Here is a 20,122-nt window from a genome sequence, read left to right as displayed (position 1 = left end):
GATCGTAATTTAACATTTAACCTGCAGCTTCCATATCAATGATCTTTTTAATGAAGCTTAGGCTTGTACTTTCGCTAATTCTTCAGCGATAGCAACACCGATTTCGGCAGGAGATTCTACTACACGGATTCCGCATTCACGCATGATCTTCATTTTCGCTGCTGCGGTGTCGTCAGCTCCACCGACGATCGCTCCGGCATGTCCCATTCTGCGTCCCGGAGGCGCAGTCTGTCCGGCAATGAAACCAACCACTGGTTTAGTGCCATGCTCTTTGATCCAACGGGCTGCTTCAGCTTCCATTCCGCCGCCGATTTCGCCAATCATAATAATACCCTCTGTCTCGGGATCGTTCATCAATAACTCTACTGCCTCCTTTGTAGTGGTGCCGATAATAGGGTCTCCACCAATACCAATAGCTGTTGTAATTCCTAATCCGGCTTTTACCGTTTGGTCTACTGCTTCATATGTTAAAGTACCCGATTTGGAAACAACTCCGACATTACCTTTTTTGAAGATAAAACCAGGCATGATGCCGATTTTCGCTTCATCAGCAGTAATAATACCTGGACAATTCGGTCCGATTAAACGAGATTTTTTATCTTTTAGATATTCCTTCACCTGGATCATATCTTTTGTAGGAATACCTTCTGTAATACAAACGATAACTTCCACTCCTGCACTCGCAGCTTCCATGATTGCATCCGCAGCAAACGCGGGGGGGACGAAAATAATGGATACGTTAGCACCCGTAGTATCTACCGCGTCTTGAACCGTATTAAACACAGGGCGGTCTAAATGAGTCTGCCCTCCTTTTCCAGGAGTTACACCACCTACTACATTGGTACCATACTCGATCATTTGTGACGCATGGAACGAACCTTCAGTGCCGGTAAAGCCCTGAACTATAACTTTTGAATCTTTATTTACAAGTACACTCATTGGTCGAATTTTTGTATGGCAAACTTACTAAATTCATTTTAAAATAAGGGAAAGAGATTTAAAATAGCTTTCAGCCAATTGTACGTTTTAAGTTATAAGTTTTAAGCCATAAGCTTTAGGCTGTAGCCTTTAGGCTGTAAGCTATAAGCTGCGATCCTTAAAGATACTTGTTTCGATTGCAAGGGCCCTAGATTTATGTACACTGCAACCAGCCGCAGGGTATCCCGTCGAACAACGAATAACCGGCAACGAATTACCAACAGCCACATTAAATGCCCGCAGAGTGGAACTGCAAATCATATAAGCGCTTATAATAGCCATTTAGATGAAGGAGTTCCTGGTGATTGCCTATCTCCTTTATTTCACCATGGTCGAGCACAATGATTTTGTCGGCTTTCTGAATAGTAGACAAACGATGAGCAATGACAATGGAGGTTCGATTTTTCATCAGCTTGTCAATAGCGGCCTGAATCAGCAACTCTGTTTCAGTATCTACGGAGGAAGTCGCTTCGTCAAGCACGAGGATCTTGGGATCGTGGACCAAAGCTCTTATAAAGGATATTAACTGGGCTTGACCTGCCGACAGAGTGGATCCTCGTTCCCTAACCTGATAATCATAACCGCCAGGTAGACGCTCAATAAATTCATGTGCTCCCACCCTCTTTGCTGCTTCTATCATGGCCTCCCGAGTAATGCTTGGATCGTAAAGACTTATATTATTAGCTACCGTATCGGAAAAAAGAAAAACGTCCTGCAGGACGGTTGCAATTGTTTTACGCAGATAGTTAATGTCATACGACCGGATATCGACACCGTCTAATCGGATCGATCCTTTACTGATCTCATAAAACCTACTAAGAATATTGATGGTGGAAGACTTACCTGCACCGGTTGCGCCGACTAAGGCCAGCGTTTCACCGGCCTTTACGGTAAAGCTCACATCCTTGAGCACCCATTTTACGCTGTGATCGTCAACGATCGGATCCGGTAAGTTTAATTTCTTGTTCGTTTCAATATAATCGTCATAGGTAAACCAAACATGATCGAAAGTGATATCTCCCTTTATTTTTTCCGGTTTTAAAATTCCATCGTTTGGAGTCTTTTCATCCGTATCTAAAACAGTAAAGATACGCTCTGCCCCTACCATTCCCATCTGGAGTGTGTTAAATTTATCAACTAATTCTCGGATAGGCCGAAAAATCATATTGATATACATAATAAAGGCAACCACAACACCGGGTGAGATACGCCCTGCCAAAATAGATTTAGAACCATACCAAACAAGTAATCCCAAGGCGATGGCCATGATAATCTCGATAACCGGAAAAAAAATGGAAAAATACCAATTAGAACGAATATGGGCATTTCGATGTTCCGCGTTAATCGCTTTAAACTTATCCATTTCTTGTTTCTCACGCGCAAAGAATTGGATAATGCTCACACCTGAAATATGCTCTTGCAAGAAGGTATTCAAATTGGATACCCAATGCCTCACATCCTGAAAGGCAGACTTCATGGCTTCTTGAAAGAAATGAGTAGCAATAACCATCAACGGCATCGGTATTAATACAATGAGTGTCAACTCCCAATCAGTATAGAACATGACACCTATGATCACAATCAACTGCAAAATATCACCAATGATTTGTATTAATCCCTCAGAAAATATATCGGCAATGGTTTCCAAGTCCGATATTGTACGGGTTATCAGTCTACCAATTGGAGTCTTATCGAAATACTTCAGCCGAAGATCCGTGATATGATTAAAGGTCTCAATTCGGAGATCGCGAATAACAGACTGTCCCAACGAATTGGTCAGCAAGGTGTGATAATATCTGATAGCGGTTTGAAAAATCAGCAAACCGAACATGATTAAAGTCATGATATTCAGTCCCTGATAGTTGTTCTTTAAAATAAACTGATCAAGGGTATATTCTACCAACATCGGTAAAAGAGGAGAGATACCTGCTACAATAAGGGTGAGTATAACCGACCAAACAAAATAGGTTCGATAGGGTCTTAAATATTTTCCCAGTCTGCGTAACAGTTGGGTGTCATATGTTCTACCTGTTATCTTTGCTTCACTCATTTTTACATTCGCTGCGTTCGGCCCTCAGATATCAGCCTACAGCTTTTTAATTATTGATACACCGTCCGTTTTTAAAGGAACTTTTTACTTTATTTTTCGTCCCAGGGATACAAAACCTCGGTAAGATATAATCCACAAGCAGGCACCGAAACACCTGCCATGCTTCTGTTCTTGCTATTGATGACTTCGTGAATATAATTTAAATCGCGTTTTCCGTTTCCAATTTCCATTAAAGTACCAACTATTGCCCTTACCATATTCCTCAAAAACCGATCAGCCGATATATAAAAAACCAGACGCCCTCCATCAAGCCATTGCCATTCTGCCTTCGTAAGCTGACAGTTATTGGTAAAAACTTGTGTATGTGATTTACTGAAACAGCTGAAATCCTTATATTTCATCATGTGTCGCGCGGCCTCGTTCATCGCTTCCACATCCGGTCGATCCCTTAATTGCCAAGAAAAGCCATGTAGGAATGGATTCTTACCGAAGTGTATATGATACTCGTAAGATCGTTTGATCGCATCAAAACGAGCGTGCGCATTAGGAGCAACAACAAAAAGTTGCTTTACCGCAATATCTGTCGGTAATAGCGCGTTCAAACCTGTCACAATGCGTTCTTCATTGCCTTCAATCGCACCAACCGCATCGTCAAAGTGTGCAAAGAGCTGCTTTGCGTGTACACCGGTATCCGTTCTTCCGCAGCCGACCGTATTAACTGGCACCCGTAATAGGGTACCCAAAGCTTTATTAAGTACCTCCTGCACGCTAATTGCATTTTCCTGTATTTGCCAGCCATGGTAAGCTCCCCCATGGAAAGCAAGTTCTACAAAATATCTTTTCGTTGCTGATTTCACTACCTGCAAACTTAGATAAAAGTAGGTAGATTTTTGACATCCATAAGAAAGACTTTCTCCATATCCAAGGTGTACTTATACCTTGCGCGTTGATACGAATATATTATCTTTGTAGCAATATATATTTTTTACATGATACAACGTATACAAACTGTTTGGCTATTGTTGGCTTCGGTGACTATCCTGGTCTTATTTTTATTCCCATACGCGCAATTTTCTGACAACAGCGGGATTGCCATGGCATTAAAAGTAACAGGGGTTTTAAATAACGCCGGAGGCCGTAATCAGTTGAGCACGTCTTTCACTTTTATCCTTCAGGCAATCGCAACAATTTTATTGGCGGTATTACCGCTGATCACCATTTTAAAATATAAAAACAGAAAAAAACAGGTAAGTCTGATATTAGTTACTCTTTTATTGGTCATTCTCTTTGCTTTTTGGCTGTTTCTGTCTGCTAATAGTGCTGTTGAAACAGTTAACAAAAGTCTCGAGCTAAATAATATCGGTATCGGTGCGTTACTTATCCCTCCCTATATTATTTTTCTACTCTTAGCGCTTAAAGGCATTAATCACGATACCAAACTTATCAAGTCGGCAGATCGTTTACGATAACTGTACCTTTTTGAGGAAATGTGTGAAAAAGAGCGAGAAATCGTCCTTTTTTTAGCACATTTCCCACTCCTCCTCCCAGACAAAATCACCTAATAATCAATTCGTTACATCAGCCAAGCAGGAAATGGTCTAATTTTTGGTAACACAGCATCAAATTTCAGAAAACAATTTAGAAACGAAATTAAATTTTATGATCAAAAACTTTAGACTAAAAAAAACCAACTCTCTAGTCGCTTTAGCACTTTTCGCTTCTGCGCCTGCATTTGCTCAGACCACCCAGGTAAATGATGTTAAGCCATTTGCACCTGAGAGTGAATTTAGAACCTGGTCAATCGGTGTCGGAGCCGGGGTGATTAATCAATGGAACATTATCGGATTAAGAAAGGACTTCGGTTCCTCAGAAAGTCAATTGGGTTATAATTTTTACGTAAAAAAGCAAATTACACCTGCATTCGGACTGAGAGCTGAATATTTAGGAGGAAAATTAAGTGGTAGCGCCGAAGGAAGTAATGATAAATTTTCCACTAAGCTTCCGTGGTCGGCCGCTTTAAGTGCCGACATTACATTGGCGAATATTAGTTGGAGACATCAACAGGGTGTAATTAAGCCTTATTTGACAGTAGGATTGGGAGCACTCAATTACAATCCGACAATAACAATGGGCGGTGTGGAACAAGAGCTTGGCTCAACCACCAAAGCGTTTATTCCTGCAGGCTTAGGTTTTAAATTCGGTGTAGCTAATGGGATCAATATAGATTTAGGTTACCAAGTCAATCTGGCAAATACCGGTACGCTTGATGGTTTAAGCACCAACAAAGTAGATATGTTCTCTTACGTACATGCCGGTCTTGAATTCGCTTTGGGAGATGCTACAAAACCATTCCTAGGCAATCGTAATCCTGTAGTCGATATGCGTAAAGAATACCAGGCAAGTTATGACGAATTAGCGGCAGCTTTGAAAGCACAAAAAGAGGAAAATGAAGCGTTAAAAGCTCAATTAACAACTGATTTAGCAGATGATGACGGTGATGGTGTTGCGAATAAATTTGATAAGTGCCCAGGCACCGCAGCTGATGCAAAAGTAGATGGATCGGGCTGCCCGCTTCCTGAAGCTAAAAAAGTAGTACAACAAATCACCGTAACGGAAGAAGATCGTCGGGTAGTAGATGAAGCTATTAAAAACTTAGAGTTTGATCTAAGTAAAGCAACGATTCGTCCTACATCTTATCCAAGCTTAGATAAGGTGGCCAGGTTATTAGTAGAGAAGAATTTCAGTCTTAAATTGGCAGGACATACCGATAACACAGGTTCAATGAAATTGAATATGCGTTTGTCAAAAGAACGTGCGGAAGCTGTTAAAGCTTACTTAGTAAGTAAAGGAGCTAATCCATCACGTATTGAAGCAACCGGTTATGGACCAACTCAACCAATTGCGACGAATGCGACAGCAGAAGGACGACAAGCTAATCGTCGAGTAGAGTTCACACTTTATTAATGAACATTATCGTTATCTAAAATAAAAAGGACATCAATAGATGTCCTTTTTATTTTAGATATTTTAAGAAACTCCAAGCCTTCCTAACCTTCAGATAATTTTTTTGCTCATCGTTAATATATGCTTCGCGCTCAAAACAAATAGTTCGATAAGCACGATTCGGATCCTTACAAATCCACCATCTTACCAGCCACTCACCAATATACCAAATGTAAAAGGGTAAAATCAACAATTCCAATTGTTGCCTCAGATGAATTTTTTCATGTCTTAACAACTGCATAGAAACCCCTCGATTTCGCAGCGATGTATTCGCAATGACAAAAGGCCATAAAGCCATTGCTTGCACTTTACTGCTTGCCGGGATAATATAGTAAACCTTCATAAGCCTTATGCGCGATCAACTCACCTAAGTTACTAAAAACTGGTAATTACACGAATGCCGCCATAACGAAGATTCATATTTTGATTGGATAAGCTACCGATTGGAATCTTGAAAAACGGTTCAACGGCGATACCCACTTTTCTCGAAATAGGCATTTTTCTTCCCACTGAAAAGTTGAGAAACCCGGAATAGCCATTCCCTTGAAATGGTGTCTCTTCCGCTTTTTCACTGACGTTATTCACTTGGAATTCCGGCTGGCTGAAAGCATAGCCTTCCGTGTTTTGAATTGTCCTATTTGTTGGTGTCCGAGTCAAAAAGTTATTGGTCCGATCTTCATTTAATACCGCAAAAAAGGAAATGCCCGCACTGGCATAAAATTGTTTACTCACCTGATATTTAATATCAATTGGGATGTCCAAAGCTAACAAATTAGTATTTATCGACGTTAGCTCTTTGGTTTCAAGCGATTTTGCATTTAGTGTCGGAGATGCGTCGCTTAGTGAAGCTGAAACGGGCGAATTCATGGTTCCGTTCGATGCGTTGGGTGACGACTGATGGAATCCTAAATCAACCAAAGAAACACCAGAACCAATAGATACTTTTTTGGATATGTTATACGCTACGGTTACCCCCCCTCCCATATTGAAACGTTCTTCTGTTAGCGAGGGCGCAAACACAACGCCTACATTCCAGCGCTTATTTCCGGAATAGTCGGCATTATTCATCAATGCACGTTCAGAAGAATTCGACGACGAGCTGTTCTCCCTCAACATGCTAATTAATGCTTCTTCTTTTTCTTTAGATGTATCTCCGATAATTTTGCCTTTTTGTTGCACTTGCTCCGAATTCGGCTCCTCTCTTTCGATACTAGAGCCATTAGAAGATAAAGCTTCATTTTTCTTTTGATCAAATTGCGCTATGCGATTATCAATTTTGGTTGGTTGTTCCTTATTAAATACTTCTGCGAAAGTAGATGCGCTTTTTCCTTCAGAACCTCTGTTAGATGACTGGGCCAGTACGCTCCCATTACGTTTGTTATTATGCTCAGCACTTGTCTCCCCAGTAATCACCGGAGAGGCTTGTTTCAGCAAAGAATCTCCTTTAGATTCCCCAGATCCGTTATTTTGTGTATAAGTTATTGCAGGTGGAATTTGCCTGTCAACATTATTTCTATTCATAAAAAGCGCCACCCCTAATAAAACGGCAGCTGCCACGCCCCCAAGGTACCAAATTGGTACAACCTTTCGTCCTTGCTTTTGCGTGCTTGCAAATCGTTCCCATGCCCCTTCTCTATAAGGCGCTGAATGCTCTCGCAAGACTTCAGCCATACGATCGATCAGTTCCTTATTATCTTTTTCTTTCATAGTAAATTCTATACTTTATTGTTTTCCTATGGCGAACTCCTCAATATAAAGCTTCCGTAACCGCTGTTTTGCCCGGGTTAAGTATGTTCTGGATGTACTGTCAGGTATATTTAACATTTTTCCAATCTCTTCATGTGCATATCCTTCGATTTCGTATAAGTTGAAAATGATCCGTTGAATTTCGGGTAATCTCTCTAAAAGCTTTAGGATATCTTCTGCAAAGAGCTTGTCGGAAGCATTAACCAAAACCGGTTTAACTTCTTGCTCACCTACATCCTCCATTGCCACCATATTTTTTTGAGATCGTAATAAGTCAATGGATAAATTTGCTGCTATTCTTGCTAGCCAACCTCTAAATGATTTTTCAAGAACATTTCCTTCACCTACTCTGTTGAATCGAGGCAGATTTTTAAACGCTTTAATAAATGTTTCATTTACCAGCTCTTCCGCATCGTATTCGCTTTTTATATACCTTGCCACTACTGCTAACACGTATCCATAGTACTTTTTGTAGATAAATTCTTTAGCCCGTTCCGCATCCGTTTGGACACAAGCATCCAAGGCACTTTCTAGTGTTAATGTCTTCTTTTTACTTAAAAATCCTAAACGGTAATTCACTACAGCAATACTACTAATTGGAAAGCCCCATCTATTTAATTAGCAAATAAACAAAGCTTATTCAAAAATACGCAAACCTGCTAAAAAAGATGTTCTTATTTTTGGTACACAAAGGATTTCCCTGATACACCTTTTTATTTTCAAATTAGCTTGTAGCTGCTGTCAATTCCGTCTCGTAGTTCTTTTTAACCATACATCGGTATAACGATAAAAACAACAAAACGCTACAGCACACGTATTGATAAATAACTAAAAACCGCTAAAATACACTCCTTTTTACGCCTTACTCCTTTGCATATCAGGCCAATTTTATCTAAGTTTGCGAAAAATCAGAACCGAGGTTATTTCGTAAATCAGTATACAGAAGCCCATGTTCTTTCTCCTTCAAGTGAGTACATATTTTAACTAAATGAGCAGCATTTTATCAGAACAGGAAGTATTGCGCCGACAGGCTTTAGATCAATTGATCCAATTAGGAATAGAACCTTATCCTGCAGAGGCATTTGACATTAATGCTAACGCACGGGACATCCATGAAAATTATGATCGCGACAAGCTGAATTATAAAAATATTAGTATTGCAGGTCGTATGATGAGTAGGCGAGTGATGGGAAGTGCTTCTTTCTTTGAACTTCAAGATTCGACAGGTCGTATTCAGGTTTATCTGACAAGAGATGAGCTTTGCCCCACCGAGGATAAAACATTATATAACACCGTCTTTAAAAAATTATTGGATATTGGAGATTTTGTTGGTGTAAAGGGACACGTTTTTACAACGCAGACCGGAACAATATCCATCCATGCAACTGAATTGACATTGCTAGCAAAATCGCTGAAACCTCTGCCGATAGTTAAGGAAGCAGACGGAAAAGTGTTCGATGCCGTAACCGATCCTGAATTTCGCTATAGACAACGTTACGTTGATTTAGTAGTAAATCCGCACGTTCGGGAAACGTTCACCAAAGTAACTAAAATCAAATCTGCCATAAGGCAATTTTTGGATGAACAGGGGGCCATTGAAGTAGACACACCGGTATTACAAAGTATACCGGGCGGTGCTGCTGCAAGACCGTTTATTACGCATCATAACGCACTTGACATCCCGTTATATTTACGGATAGCCAATGAGCTGTATTTAAAGCGCTTAATCGTTGGCGGCTACGATTGGGTGTATGAATTCAGCAGAAACTTTCGCAATGAAGGAATGGACCGAACCCATAATCCTGAATTTACGGTACTCGAATTCTATGTGGCATACAAAGATTACCTATGGATGATGGACATCACAGAGCAGCTCTTCGAGAAGGTGGCGCTAGCTACAAACGGAAAGACCACCATAACGGTTGGCGATAAGGAAATTAACTTTGCAGCTCCCTATAAACGGATCAGCATATATGATGCAATAAAAGAGCATACGGGCTTTGACGTTTCAGGCTTAGATGAGGTGGGATTACGGGATGTATGCAAGCAGCTTCACATCCCAGTAGATGAAAGCATGGGTAAGGGAAAGCTTATTGACGAGATATTTGGTGAAAAATGTGAGCATCATTATATTCAACCCACATTTATTATTGATTATCCGGTAGAGATGAGTCCTTTAACGAAGAAACATCGCAGCAAGGAAGGACTTGTTGAACGTTTTGAACTCATGGTAAATGGAAAGGAATTAGCGAATGCTTATTCCGAACTTAATGATCCAATAGACCAGCTTAAGCGTTTTGAGGATCAGTTGAAGTTAATGGAGCGGGGTGATGATGAGGCGATGTTTATTGATTACGACTTTCTAAGAGCGTTGGAATATGGCATGCCTCCTACCTCAGGAATCGGTATTGGTATTGATCGATTAGCAATGCTGATGACCAATCAGGCAAGTATACAAGATGTGTTGTTTTTCCCACAGATGCGACCTGAGAAAGTTATCAAAACCGCTTCTGTGACTGATTACGAGGCTCAAGGAATTCCAGCTGTTTGGGTTCCTGCATTGCAGAAGATGGGACTTATCACCATTGAGTCTTTAAAAGCAGCCAATCCAAACAAAGTCTTCAATGATTTAGGCGGATTACGGAAAAAAATGAAAATTGAATCTGCCATGCCTACGAAGGACGAGGTGATGGAATGGTTTAAATAAAAGTTGTGAGTTGTTGGTTACGAGTTGTGAGTTTTGTAAATTAAAAAGCTCATAACCCACAACGGGCAACTCACAACTCCGAATGTCTATCCAACGATTTCTTATAGGTCTTACCCGTCTGCTTAATAATAAACTCCTTCCGGAGTAAAAAAGACAATTTGCTACTTAAACGATTGAGAAATCCGGGAATATAAGTCGATTTTCTTTTTTTGAAAGCCAGCAATCCTTCTTTTGCAACCTGTTGTACCGGCATCAGATAACCGCGAAGTTCATTAAAGCCGTCGCCTGCCGTCATTTCCGTAGCAATACCTCCCGGTAAAAATATCGTAAGCGACAATTCTTTATTATCTAGCTCCTGTGAAAGAGCCGAAGCGAAGTTAAGTAGAAACCCCTTAGTACCTGCATAAGCTGCCTGGAAGGGTGTTGGGAAAATTGCTGCCATACTGGAGACGATCATGATACCACCGACAGATTTTTTTTTCTCAAAGTACGCGACCAATTGGGTTGTCATATAGGTAACGCTAATGATATTGATTTGGATCATTTGGTTAAATTGTTCCTTTGGCAGCGCCAAGTGCTTCCCCAAATAGGTAACGCCCGCATTTAAGATAGCTGCATACAAGTCTCGTCGGCTTATAATTGTTTCCAGAATTTCTTCAATCTGCTCGGGTTGGGATAAATCTGCAACAACAATATCAACACTTGATTCCGTTTCACTTTCTATGGTAATCTTCAATTGTTCCAACCGCTCTTTACGACGAGCTAGCAAAATTAAATTCGCGCCATGTTGAACAGCTAACTGCCTCGCCATCTCCTCTCCCAATCCCGATGAGGCGCCGGTAACCAATATCCACTTATCCTTAAAATTTAGATTTTTCATGTATTTGCAATTCGTTATTCATTATTGGCTGTTGGTCAGATTCGGCCATGCGTTTCATAAAAATATCACAAGGCTAAAACCAATAAGCATCATGAACAACTTCATAACCAAGCTTAAGCTTGCGCTGTTGGACCTCCGAAGTTCATTGGAAATGGGGGTTCCTCATGCGTATCAATTTTGCCATTCATGGCTTCATACTTCGCGATATTATCTTGAAAAGCCTTCATTAATCGTTTCGCATGCTCAGGTGTTAAGACGATTCTCGACTTTACTTTCGCTTTTGGAATTCCTGGCATTACGCGAATGAAGTCGACAACAAATTCTGTATGGGAGTGCGTTATGATTGCTAGATTTGAATATATGCCTTCGGCGATATCTTCGGTAAGTTCTATGTTCAATTGATTATCCTGTTCTTCCATATTGATTTAATGGTAAGCATGTATGTCTAAATGATATCTAGCGGTAAAGATAATAAATAGGAAACAAAAAACCCCGAAGAACACTAGCCTTCGGGGTTTTATAATATAAAGTGAATAAACAACTATTAAACTTCTTCTTTAGAAGCCAACAACTGATCATATTCCTCTTTAGATCCAACGATGATACGGTCATAATTACGTAAACCGGTACCCGAAGGGATTAAGTGTCCGACAATAACATTCTCTTTCAATCCTAGTAAATCATCGCGTTTACCACTAATAGCCGCTTCGTTTAACACTTTGGTAGTTTCCTGGAAAGACGCTGCCGATATAAACGATTTGGTTCCCAATGATGCACGTGTAATACCTTGAAGCATTGGACTGGAAGTAGCAGCAATTGCATCACGCACCTGTACCAATTTTAGATCTCGACGTTTCAAACTAGAATTCTCTTCTCGCAGTTTACGTAGAGACACGATCTGACCAGCTTTCAGTACATTTGAATCACCTGGATCAGTTACCACTTTCTTATCGTACATACTGTCGTTCTCCTCGATAAAATCCCATTTGTTAACAGCATCCTTTTCCAAGAAGCGGGTATCGCCTGGGTCTTCGATCATGACCTTTTGCATCATTTGATGTACAATTGTCTCAAAGTGTTTATCATTAATTTTCACACCTTGCAGACGGTAAACTTCCTGAATACCGTTTACTAAATACTCTTGTACGGCAGCTGGCCCCTTTATCGCTAAAATATCGGACGGCGAAATAGAGCCGTCAGAAAGCGGCATACCAGCCTTCACGAAGTCATTATCTTGTACTAAAATGTGTTTAGAAAGTGGCACTAAGTATTTCTTCACTTGCCCATCACGTGATTCTATTTGAATTTCACGGTTACCACGTTTAACACCACCTAACGTTACTACCCCGTCGATTTCTGTTACGACAGCTGGATTGGAAGGGTTTCTTGCTTCAAACAATTCAGTTACACGCGGTAGACCCCCCGTAATATCGCGGGTCTTCCCAGCTGAACGAGGAATTTTCGCGATAATTTCTCCCACTTTTGCTTTACCGGCATTATCCACAGCAATGTGGGCACCAACCGGTAAGTTGTAGGTACGGATTACATCACCTGCATTATCCAAAATTTTGATCGCCGGGTTCTTCGTTTTATCACGCGTATCGATGATTACTTTCTCGCGGTGTCCGGTTTGTTCATCAGACTCTTCACGATAGGTAACACCTTCTATGATCGCATCAAATTCAACCTTACCTGCAAATTCAGAAATAATAACCGCGTTGTACGGATCCCAAGAACAGATTCTATCGCCCTTCGTTACCTTATCACCATCGGCAATGTATAGGAACGAACCGTAAGGAATGTTATTGGTCATCAGTACCTTCTTAGATTCCGGATCAAGAATGCGGAATTCACCTGAGCGGCCCAATACGATGTGCAATTTACCTTCTTCCGTTTCGCGCTCTACCGAACGCATATTCTCGAATTCAACGATACCGTCAAATTTAGCAACGATTTGCGACTCAGCAGCAATGTTAGAAGCCGTACCACCCACGTGGAACGTACGAAGTGTAAGCTGTGTACCTGGCTCACCGATAGACTGAGCGGCAATAACACCAACCGCTTCTCCCATTTGAACACGTTTACCCGACGCAAGGTTACGTCCATAACACAAGGCACAAACACCGCGCTTGCTTTCGCAAGTTAATACCGAACGAATTTCTATACCTTCTACTGAAGAACGCTCTATCTTCTCTGCAATCTCTTCCGTAATATCTTGATCAGCACTAACCAATAGTTCATTGCTTACCGGATCATACACATCGTGCAGCGAAGTACGTCCTAGTATACGGTCATATAAAGGTTCAACGATGTCTTCGTTATCTTTCAGAGCAGTAGTGAAAATACCTCTCAATGTACCACAATCCTCCTCGGTAACGATCATATCTTGCGCAACATCGTGCAAACGACGAGTTAAGTACCCGGCGTCAGCTGTCTTTAATGCCGTATCCGCAAGACCTTTACGAGCACCGTGCGTTGAGATAAAGTACTCGAGTACCGATAAACCTTCCTTAAAGTTGGATAAAATTGGGTTTTCGATAATTTCACCTCCTGACGAACCGGATTTTTGCGGTTTCGCCATCAATCCCCGCATTCCACAGAGCTGACGAATCTGCTCCTTAGAACCACGGGCACCTGAATCCAGCATCATATAAACCGAATTAAAGCCTTGGTTATCATTGGATAAAATATCCATCACATTGGCAGTCAAACGGTTGTTAATACGCGTCCAGATATCGATAATTTGGTTATAACGTTCGTTATTGGTAATGAATCCCATATTATAGTTATTCATCACTTCTTCTACTTCACGTGTTGCTTGCTCAATTAAACCAGCTTTCGCATCCGGAATATTAAGATCTTGTAAGTTAAATGATAAACCTCCACGGAACGCCATTTGGAAACCAAGTTCTTTAATATCATCCAAGAACTTCGCTGCTCTGGCCATACCAGTGGTTTTCACCACATCGCCGATGATATCACGTAAAGACTTCTTCGTAAGTAGCTCATTGATATAACCTACCTCTTCCGGAACTACTTGATTGAATAAAACCCTACCAACGGTTGTATCAATTAATTGCTTAACGATATTACCATCTTTATCCTTTACATTAGTTTTAACCTTAATAAAGGCGTGTAAATCAATTTTCTTCTCGTTATAAGCAATGATAACTTCTTCCGGCGAGTAGAAGGTCATATCCTGGCCTTTTACCACACGCGAATCATCTGTTCTACGTCCCTTTGTAATGTAATAAAGTCCCAAAACCATGTCCTGAGAAGGTACGGTAATCGGTGTACCATTCGCCGGGTTCAAAATGTTATGAGCGGCTAACATTAGTATTTGAGCCTCCAAAATAGCTGCATTTCCTAAAGGCAAATGCACCGCCATCTGGTCACCGTCAAAGTCGGCGTTGAACGCTGTACACACTAAGGGGTGAAGCTGAATCGCCTTTCCTTCCACTAATTTCGGCTGAAAAGCCTGGATACCTAAACGGTGCAACGTAGGTGCACGGTTAAGAAGAACAGGGTGTCCTTTCAATACGTTTTCCAAAATATCCCAAACAATCGGATCTTTACGGTCAACGATTTTTTTGGCTGATTTCACTGTTTTTACAACCCCGCGTTCAATCATTTTACGGATAATAAACGGTTTGTATAATTCAGCAGCCATATCTTTAGGCAATCCGCACTCATGCAGTTTCAGGTTTGGTCCAACCACAATAACGGAACGTGCCGAATAGTCAACACGCTTACCTAATAAGTTCTGACGGAAACGCCCTTGTTTACCTTTTAGGATATCGGAAAGTGATTTTAGTGCACGGTTACCTTCCGTCTTCACGGCATTCACTTTACGGGAGTTATCGAATAATGAATCCACAGCTTCCTGAAGCATACGCTTTTCGTTACGTAAAATTACTTCAGGTGCTTTGATTTCGATCAAACGTTTTAAACGGTTATTTCTAATAATAACACGGCGATATAAGTCGTTCAAATCTGACGTAGCAAAGCGCCCACCTTCCAAAGGAACTAAAGGACGTAACTCGGGAGGAATAACCGGAACGATTTTAACAATCATCCACTCCGGACGATTTTCAATACGCTCGCGTGACCCGCGGAAAGCTTCAACTACTTGAAGGCGTTTTAATGCTTCATTTTTACGTTGTTGCGAAGTCTCATTAGCGGCTTGGTGACGTAAATCATATGACAATTGATCTAAATCAATTCGCTGCAATAATTCTTCCAACGCTTCAGCCCCCATCTTCGCCACAAACTTCTGAGGATCCTTATCGTCAAGATATTGATTCTCCTTTGGTAAAGTATCCAATATATCCAGATACTCTTCCTCCGTTAAGAAATCCATGTACTGGATGCCATCTTCTTCCTTTATACCAGGCTGGATTACGACATATCGCTCATAGTAGATAATCATATCCAACTTCTTAGTTGGCAAACCTAGTAAATATCCAATCTTATTTGGAAGTGAACGAAAATACCAGATATGAGCTACCGGAACAACCAAATTAATATGTCCCATGCGCTCTCTACGCACCTTCTTTTCAGTAACTTCTACGCCACATCGATCGCAGACGATACCTTTATAACGAATACGCTTATACTTACCGCAATGGCATTCGTAATCCTTTACAGGACCGAAGATACGCTCACAAAACAGACCATCACGCTCCGGCTTATAAGTACGGTAGTTAATGGTTTCCGGTTTTAATACTTCACCGCTGGAACGCTCCAAAATAGCTTCTGGAGACGACAAGCTGATCGTAATCGAGGTGAAGTTGCTTTTTATTTTATTATCTTTCTTGTAAGACATAGCTCTTTTTAGTTATGAGTTATACGTAATAAGTTGTACGTACAAATACTTAGGACGTACAACTTAAAATTTAAAACTCTATTCTAACGTGATATCTAAACCTAAGCCGCGAAGCTCATGTACCAATACATTGAATGATTCAGGTACAGATGGCGTAGGCAAATTATCGCCTTTAACGATTGCTTCGTAGGTCTTGGCTCTACCGATAACATCATCTGACTTAACAGTAAGAATCTCTTGTAGAATGTTGGATGCACCAAATGCTTCCAGCGCCCATACCTCCATCTCACCAAAACGTTGGCCACCAAATTGCGCTTTACCACCAAGCGGTTGCTGCGTAATAAGGGAGTATGGTCCGATAGAACGTGCGTGCATCTTGTCGTCTACCATGTGACCTAATTTAAGCATGTAAATTACACCAACAGTAGTTGGCTGGTCAAATCGCTCACCCGTTAAACCATTATATAAATAGGTTCTTCCGGAAGCAGGTAAACCGGCTTTAGCGACCCACTCCTCCACTTCTTCAGTGGAAGCTCCATCAAATATCGGTGTTGCAAACTTCACACCTAGTTTTTGTCCTGCCCAACCAAGAACGGTTTCATAAATCTGTCCAAGGTTCATACGAGAAGGTACCCCAAGTGGGTTTAATACAATATCTACAGGTGTTCCGTCTTCTAAGAAAGGCATATCCTCATCACGTACAATACGCGCTACGATACCCTTATTTCCGTGACGACCCGCCATCTTATCACCTACTTTAAGCTTGCGTTTCTTCGCGACGTAAACTTTAGCCATCTGCACAATACCGGATGGTAGTTCATCACCTACTGTAATGGCAAATTTATCACGACGATAAGCTCCAAGCTCCTCATTCAATTTGATATTATAGAAGTGTAAAGCCTGTTTTACCAGCTCGTTCTTGTCGTCGTCTGTGGTCCATTTAGAAGGGTTGATATTAGCAAAGTCAAGTTCAGCCAACATCTTCTGCGTAAATTTAGCTCCCTTAGGAATCAAAAGCTCTTTGTATACGTTATACACACCTTGTGATGTTTTGCCATTTACAATAGCAAATAATTTATCGATCAGGCGTTCTCTTAATTGACGAACGGCACGCTCATGATTAAGATCCAAACGTTCCAAAGCAGCTTTTTCCTCTTTCTTGTCAGCTTTTTTAGCACGCGAAAAGAGCTTTGTATCAATTACCACCCCACGGATTGACGGAGGTGTTTTTAAAGATGCATCTTTTACATCGCCTGCTTTATCACCAAAGATTGCACGTAAGAGCTTTTCTTCGGGAGAAGGATCGGATTCACCCTTAGGTGTAATTTTACCAATCAGGATATCTCCTTCGCGCACTTCTGCCCCAATACGGATAATACCGTTTTCATCTAAATCTTTGGTTGCTTCTTCAGAAACGTTGGGAATATCAGAAGTAAGCTCTTCTTCCCCGCGTTTAGTATCACGCACCTCCAATTCAAATTCTTCGATATGTAAAGAAGTGAATATATCTTGGCTTACCACTCGTTCAGAAATAACGATCGCATCCTCGAAGTTATATCCTTGCCATGGCATGAAAGCAACTTTCAGGTTACGCCCCAAAGCGAGTTCACCGTTTTCGGTCGCATAGCCCTCGCATAACACTTGTCCTTCAACCACACGTTGTCCTTTACGAACAATAGGCTTCAAGTTAATACAGGTGCTCTGGTTTGTTTTCTTGAACTTGATTAAGCGATATGTTTTAATATCATCGTCGAAAGAAACTAATTTCTCATCTTCGTTCCGATCATAGCGAATTTTTATCTCGTTCGCATCAACGTACTCAACCACTCCGTTGCCTTCCGCATTAATTAAGGTACGGGAGTCACTCGCTACACGGCCTTCCAATCCAGTACCCACAATAGGCGCTTGTGGACGCAATAATGGAACTGCTTGACGTTGCATGTTTGATCCCATTAATGCACGGTTCGCATCATCGTGTTCCAAGAACGGAATCAATGAAGCTGCAATCGAAGTAATTTGGTTCGGTGCAATGTCCATTAAATCTAAACGTTCCGGTTCGATGATTGGGAAGTCACCTTCGAAGCGGGCTTTCACTTTCGGTGTAGTGAAATTACCTTTTTCGTCATATTCTGCATTGGCCTGTGCGATGGTTTTGCCATCTTCGTCCTCTGCCGATAAATAAACGACGGGCTCTTCCACCACTACCCTACCATCTTGAACTTTTCGATAAGGAGTTTCGATAAAACCGAGGTTATTGATTTTTGCGTGTACACATAAGGAAGAAATCAAACCGATGTTCGGACCTTCCGGTGTTTCAATCGTACATAGGCGGCCGTAGTGCGTATAGTGAACGTCACGAACCTCAAAACCGGCACGCTCTCGCGAAAGCCCCCCCGGTCCGAGGGCAGAAAGACGACGCTTATGTGTGATTTCAGCTAATGGATTGGTTTGATCCATAAACTGCGATAACTGGTTGGTTCCGAAGAATGAATTGATAACAGACGATAAAGTACGTGCATTGATCAAATCAGTTGGAGTAAACACCTCGTTATCTCGAATATTCATTCGCTCGCGAATTGTACGTGCCATACGAGAAAGTCCTACCCCAAATTGGGCATATAACTGCTCGCCTACGGTGCGCACACGTCGATTAGACAAATGATCAATATCATCCACTTCCGCCTTCGAATTGATCAGATTTATCAAGTACTTAACAATGGCAATGATATCTTGCTTCGTTAATACTTTGATCTCATCAGGCGTATCCAATTGCAATTTACGGTTAATGCGGTAACGTCCCACATCACCCAAGTCATATCGTTTATCAGAGAAGAATAAGCGCTCAATAATACCACGAGCTGTTTCTTCATCAGGTGGTTCCGCATTTCTTAACTGACGGTAAATGTGCTCTACCGCTTCTTTCTCTGAGTTGGAAGTATCTTTCTGTAAAGTGTTATAGATGATAGAATAATCAGCGTTATTTGAGCTATCTTCTTTAGTGAGAATGATAGACTTAACACCGGCATCTATAATCATGTCGATATGATCGTCTTCCAGAATCGTTTCACGTTCCAGGATAATTTCGTTACGATCAATCGATACAACTTCTCCGGTATCTTCATCTACAAAGTCTTCAACCCATCTTTTCAGAACTCTAGCAGCCAATTTACGGCCAACTAATTTCTTCAAGCCGGATTTGCTAACTTTTACTTCGTCGGCCAATTCGAATAACTCAAGGATATCTTTATCCGAGTCATAACCAATAGCACGCAAAAGAGTCGTTACCGGGAATTTCTTTTTACGGTCGATATAAGCGTACATGACATTATTAACATCAGTAGCAAATTCGATCCAAGACCCTTTGAAAGGAATCACCCTCGCAGAGTATAGTTTGGTGCCATTGGTATGGCGGCTTTGGCCAAAGAATACACCGGGCGAACGGTGAAGTTGCGATACGATTACCCGCTCTGCGCCATTGATAACGAAAGTACCTTTGGGTGTCATATAAGGGATAGTTCCCAAATACACATCTTGTACTATGGTTTCGAAATCTTCGTGTTCTTCATCATTACATGATAAACGTAACTTAGCTTTTAGCGGAACGCTATAAGTTAAGCCGCGTTCGATACATTCCTGAATATCATAACGTGGCGGATCGATGAAATAATCCAAAAATTCAAGCACAAAAATGTTTCTTGAATCAGAAATAGGGAAGTTTTCAGAAAAAACTTTGAACAGCCCTTCCTGGTGGCGGTTATCAGAAGTTGTTTCCAATTGGAAAAACTCCTTGAAAGACTGCAATTGCACATCCAGAAAGTCGGGATAGTCGATGACTCTTTTGCTGGTTGCAAAGTTTACTCTTTCGTTACGAATATCTTTGTTTGCCAAGGGAATTATATTTTAGTTTAAATTAAACTTCACGCGACATGTTTT

At 41.1% G+C, this 20,122-nt stretch carries 13 protein-coding genes; 3 read left to right on the top strand and 10 right to left on the bottom strand.

The genetic code is table 11. The features are described 5' to 3' along the window. Nucleotides 1-57: 57 nt before the first annotated feature. The 3 genes from sucD to truA form a co-directional block, all read right to left on the bottom strand. Nucleotides 58-939 carry a succinate--CoA ligase subunit alpha gene (sucD, locus tag ACH11B_RS12990; RefSeq protein WP_013665693.1) on the bottom strand — a complete coding sequence of 294 codons (882 nt, stop codon included), beginning with the start codon at nucleotides 937-939 and terminating at the stop codon, nucleotides 58-60. Between the two features lie 268 nt (nucleotides 940-1,207). Further along, nucleotides 1,208-3,028, bottom strand: a complete 1,821-nt coding sequence (locus ACH11B_RS12985) for an ABC transporter ATP-binding protein (RefSeq protein ID WP_377612335.1) — start codon at nucleotides 3,026-3,028, stop codon at nucleotides 1,208-1,210. Between the two features lie 89 nt (nucleotides 3,029-3,117). Beyond that, a complete protein-coding gene (truA, locus tag ACH11B_RS12980) occupies nucleotides 3,118-3,885 on the bottom strand; it encodes a tRNA pseudouridine(38-40) synthase TruA (RefSeq protein ID WP_013665691.1) in 768 nt (255 codons plus the stop codon). 132 nt (nucleotides 3,886-4,017) lie between these two features. Between truA and ACH11B_RS12975 the strand changes: the two genes are divergently transcribed. Together ACH11B_RS12975 and ACH11B_RS12970 are read left to right on the top strand one after the other, a co-directional pair. Beyond that, nucleotides 4,018-4,497, top strand: coding sequence for a DUF4293 domain-containing protein (locus ACH11B_RS12975; RefSeq protein WP_377612337.1), 480 nt, complete (start codon nucleotides 4,018-4,020; stop codon nucleotides 4,495-4,497). 190 nt (nucleotides 4,498-4,687) lie between these two features. Further along, entirely contained in the window at nucleotides 4,688-5,992 is a 1,305-nt protein-coding gene (locus ACH11B_RS12970) for an OmpA family protein (protein WP_377612339.1), read from the top strand. Nucleotides 5,993-6,041: 49 nt separating this feature from the next. Here the strand turns inward: ACH11B_RS12970 and ACH11B_RS12965 are convergent, their stop codons facing one another. From ACH11B_RS12965 to ACH11B_RS12955, 3 genes are read right to left on the bottom strand one after another with little or no spacing between them, the layout of a single operon-like run. Then, a complete protein-coding gene (locus ACH11B_RS12965; protein WP_013665688.1) occupies nucleotides 6,042-6,374 on the bottom strand; it encodes a hypothetical protein in 333 nt (110 codons plus the stop codon). Between the two features lie 32 nt (nucleotides 6,375-6,406). Further along, nucleotides 6,407-7,738 (bottom strand): hypothetical protein, encoded by a 1,332-nt coding sequence (locus tag ACH11B_RS12960; protein ID WP_377612341.1) that lies wholly within the window; start codon nucleotides 7,736-7,738, stop codon nucleotides 6,407-6,409. 15 nt (nucleotides 7,739-7,753) lie between these two features. After that, nucleotides 7,754-8,356 (bottom strand): RNA polymerase sigma factor, encoded by a 603-nt coding sequence (locus ACH11B_RS12955; protein ID WP_130856895.1) that lies wholly within the window; start codon nucleotides 8,354-8,356, stop codon nucleotides 7,754-7,756. Between the two features lie 409 nt (nucleotides 8,357-8,765). Here ACH11B_RS12955 and lysS point away from each other — a divergent pair, with 409 nt between their 5' ends. After that, entirely contained in the window at nucleotides 8,766-10,484 is a 1,719-nt protein-coding gene (gene lysS / locus ACH11B_RS12950) for a lysine--tRNA ligase (RefSeq protein WP_130856893.1), read from the top strand. A 70-nt stretch (nucleotides 10,485-10,554) separates the two neighbouring features. Here the strand turns inward: lysS and ACH11B_RS12945 are convergent, their stop codons facing one another. The 4 genes from ACH11B_RS12945 to rpoB form a co-directional block, all read right to left on the bottom strand. Then, the gene (locus ACH11B_RS12945; RefSeq protein ID WP_013665684.1) at nucleotides 10,555-11,364 is read right to left on the bottom strand and encodes an SDR family oxidoreductase; all 810 of its coding nucleotides are present in this window, start codon (nucleotides 11,362-11,364) and stop codon (nucleotides 10,555-10,557) included. Between the two features lie 113 nt (nucleotides 11,365-11,477). Then, nucleotides 11,478-11,783 carry a DUF3467 domain-containing protein gene (locus ACH11B_RS12940; RefSeq protein WP_013665683.1) on the bottom strand — a complete coding sequence of 102 codons (306 nt, stop codon included), beginning with the start codon at nucleotides 11,781-11,783 and terminating at the stop codon, nucleotides 11,478-11,480. Between the two features lie 125 nt (nucleotides 11,784-11,908). After that, the gene (gene rpoC, locus ACH11B_RS12935; RefSeq protein WP_013665682.1) at nucleotides 11,909-16,189 is read right to left on the bottom strand and encodes a DNA-directed RNA polymerase subunit beta'; all 4,281 of its coding nucleotides are present in this window, start codon (nucleotides 16,187-16,189) and stop codon (nucleotides 11,909-11,911) included. A gap of 78 nt (nucleotides 16,190-16,267) precedes the next feature. Next, complete coding sequence (gene rpoB, locus ACH11B_RS12930) at nucleotides 16,268-20,077, bottom strand: DNA-directed RNA polymerase subunit beta (RefSeq protein ID WP_013665681.1); 3,810 nt, start codon at nucleotides 20,075-20,077, stop codon at nucleotides 16,268-16,270. Between the last annotated feature and the right edge of the window lie 45 nt (nucleotides 20,078-20,122).

The organism is Olivibacter sp. EAT-5 (genome assembly GCF_044784325.1).
GTDB classification, from domain to species: Bacteria; Bacteroidota; Bacteroidia; order Sphingobacteriales; family Sphingobacteriaceae; genus Olivibacter; species Olivibacter oleidegradans.
The sequence above is the reverse complement of the archived record's forward strand: the minus strand, read 5'-3'. Positions and strand labels throughout refer to the sequence as shown.

Bases quoted from the DNA above. Each gene is read 5' to 3' on its own strand.
- sucD (WP_013665693.1), bottom strand. From the start codon at position 939: ATGAGTGTACTTGTAAATAAAGATTCAAAAGTTATAGTTCAGGGCTTT.
- ACH11B_RS12985 (WP_377612335.1), bottom strand. From the start codon at position 3,028: ATGAGTGAAGCAAAGATAACAGGTAGAACATATGACACCCAACTGTTA.
- ACH11B_RS12975 (WP_377612337.1), top strand. From the start codon at position 4,018: ATGATACAACGTATACAAACTGTTTGGCTATTGTTGGCTTCGGTGACT.
- ACH11B_RS12970 (WP_377612339.1), top strand. From the start codon at position 4,688: ATGATCAAAAACTTTAGACTAAAAAAAACCAACTCTCTAGTCGCTTTA.
- ACH11B_RS12965 (WP_013665688.1), bottom strand. From the start codon at position 6,374: ATGAAGGTTTACTATATTATCCCGGCAAGCAGTAAAGTGCAAGCAATG.
- ACH11B_RS12960 (WP_377612341.1), bottom strand. From the start codon at position 7,738: ATGAAAGAAAAAGATAATAAGGAACTGATCGATCGTATGGCTGAAGTC.
- lysS (WP_130856893.1), top strand. From the start codon at position 8,766: ATGAGCAGCATTTTATCAGAACAGGAAGTATTGCGCCGACAGGCTTTA.
- ACH11B_RS12945 (WP_013665684.1), bottom strand. From the start codon at position 11,364: ATGAAAAATCTAAATTTTAAGGATAAGTGGATATTGGTTACCGGCGCC.
- ACH11B_RS12940 (WP_013665683.1), bottom strand. From the start codon at position 11,783: ATGGAAGAACAGGATAATCAATTGAACATAGAACTTACCGAAGATATC.
- rpoC (WP_013665682.1), bottom strand. From the start codon at position 16,189: ATGTCTTACAAGAAAGATAATAAAATAAAAAGCAACTTCACCTCGATT.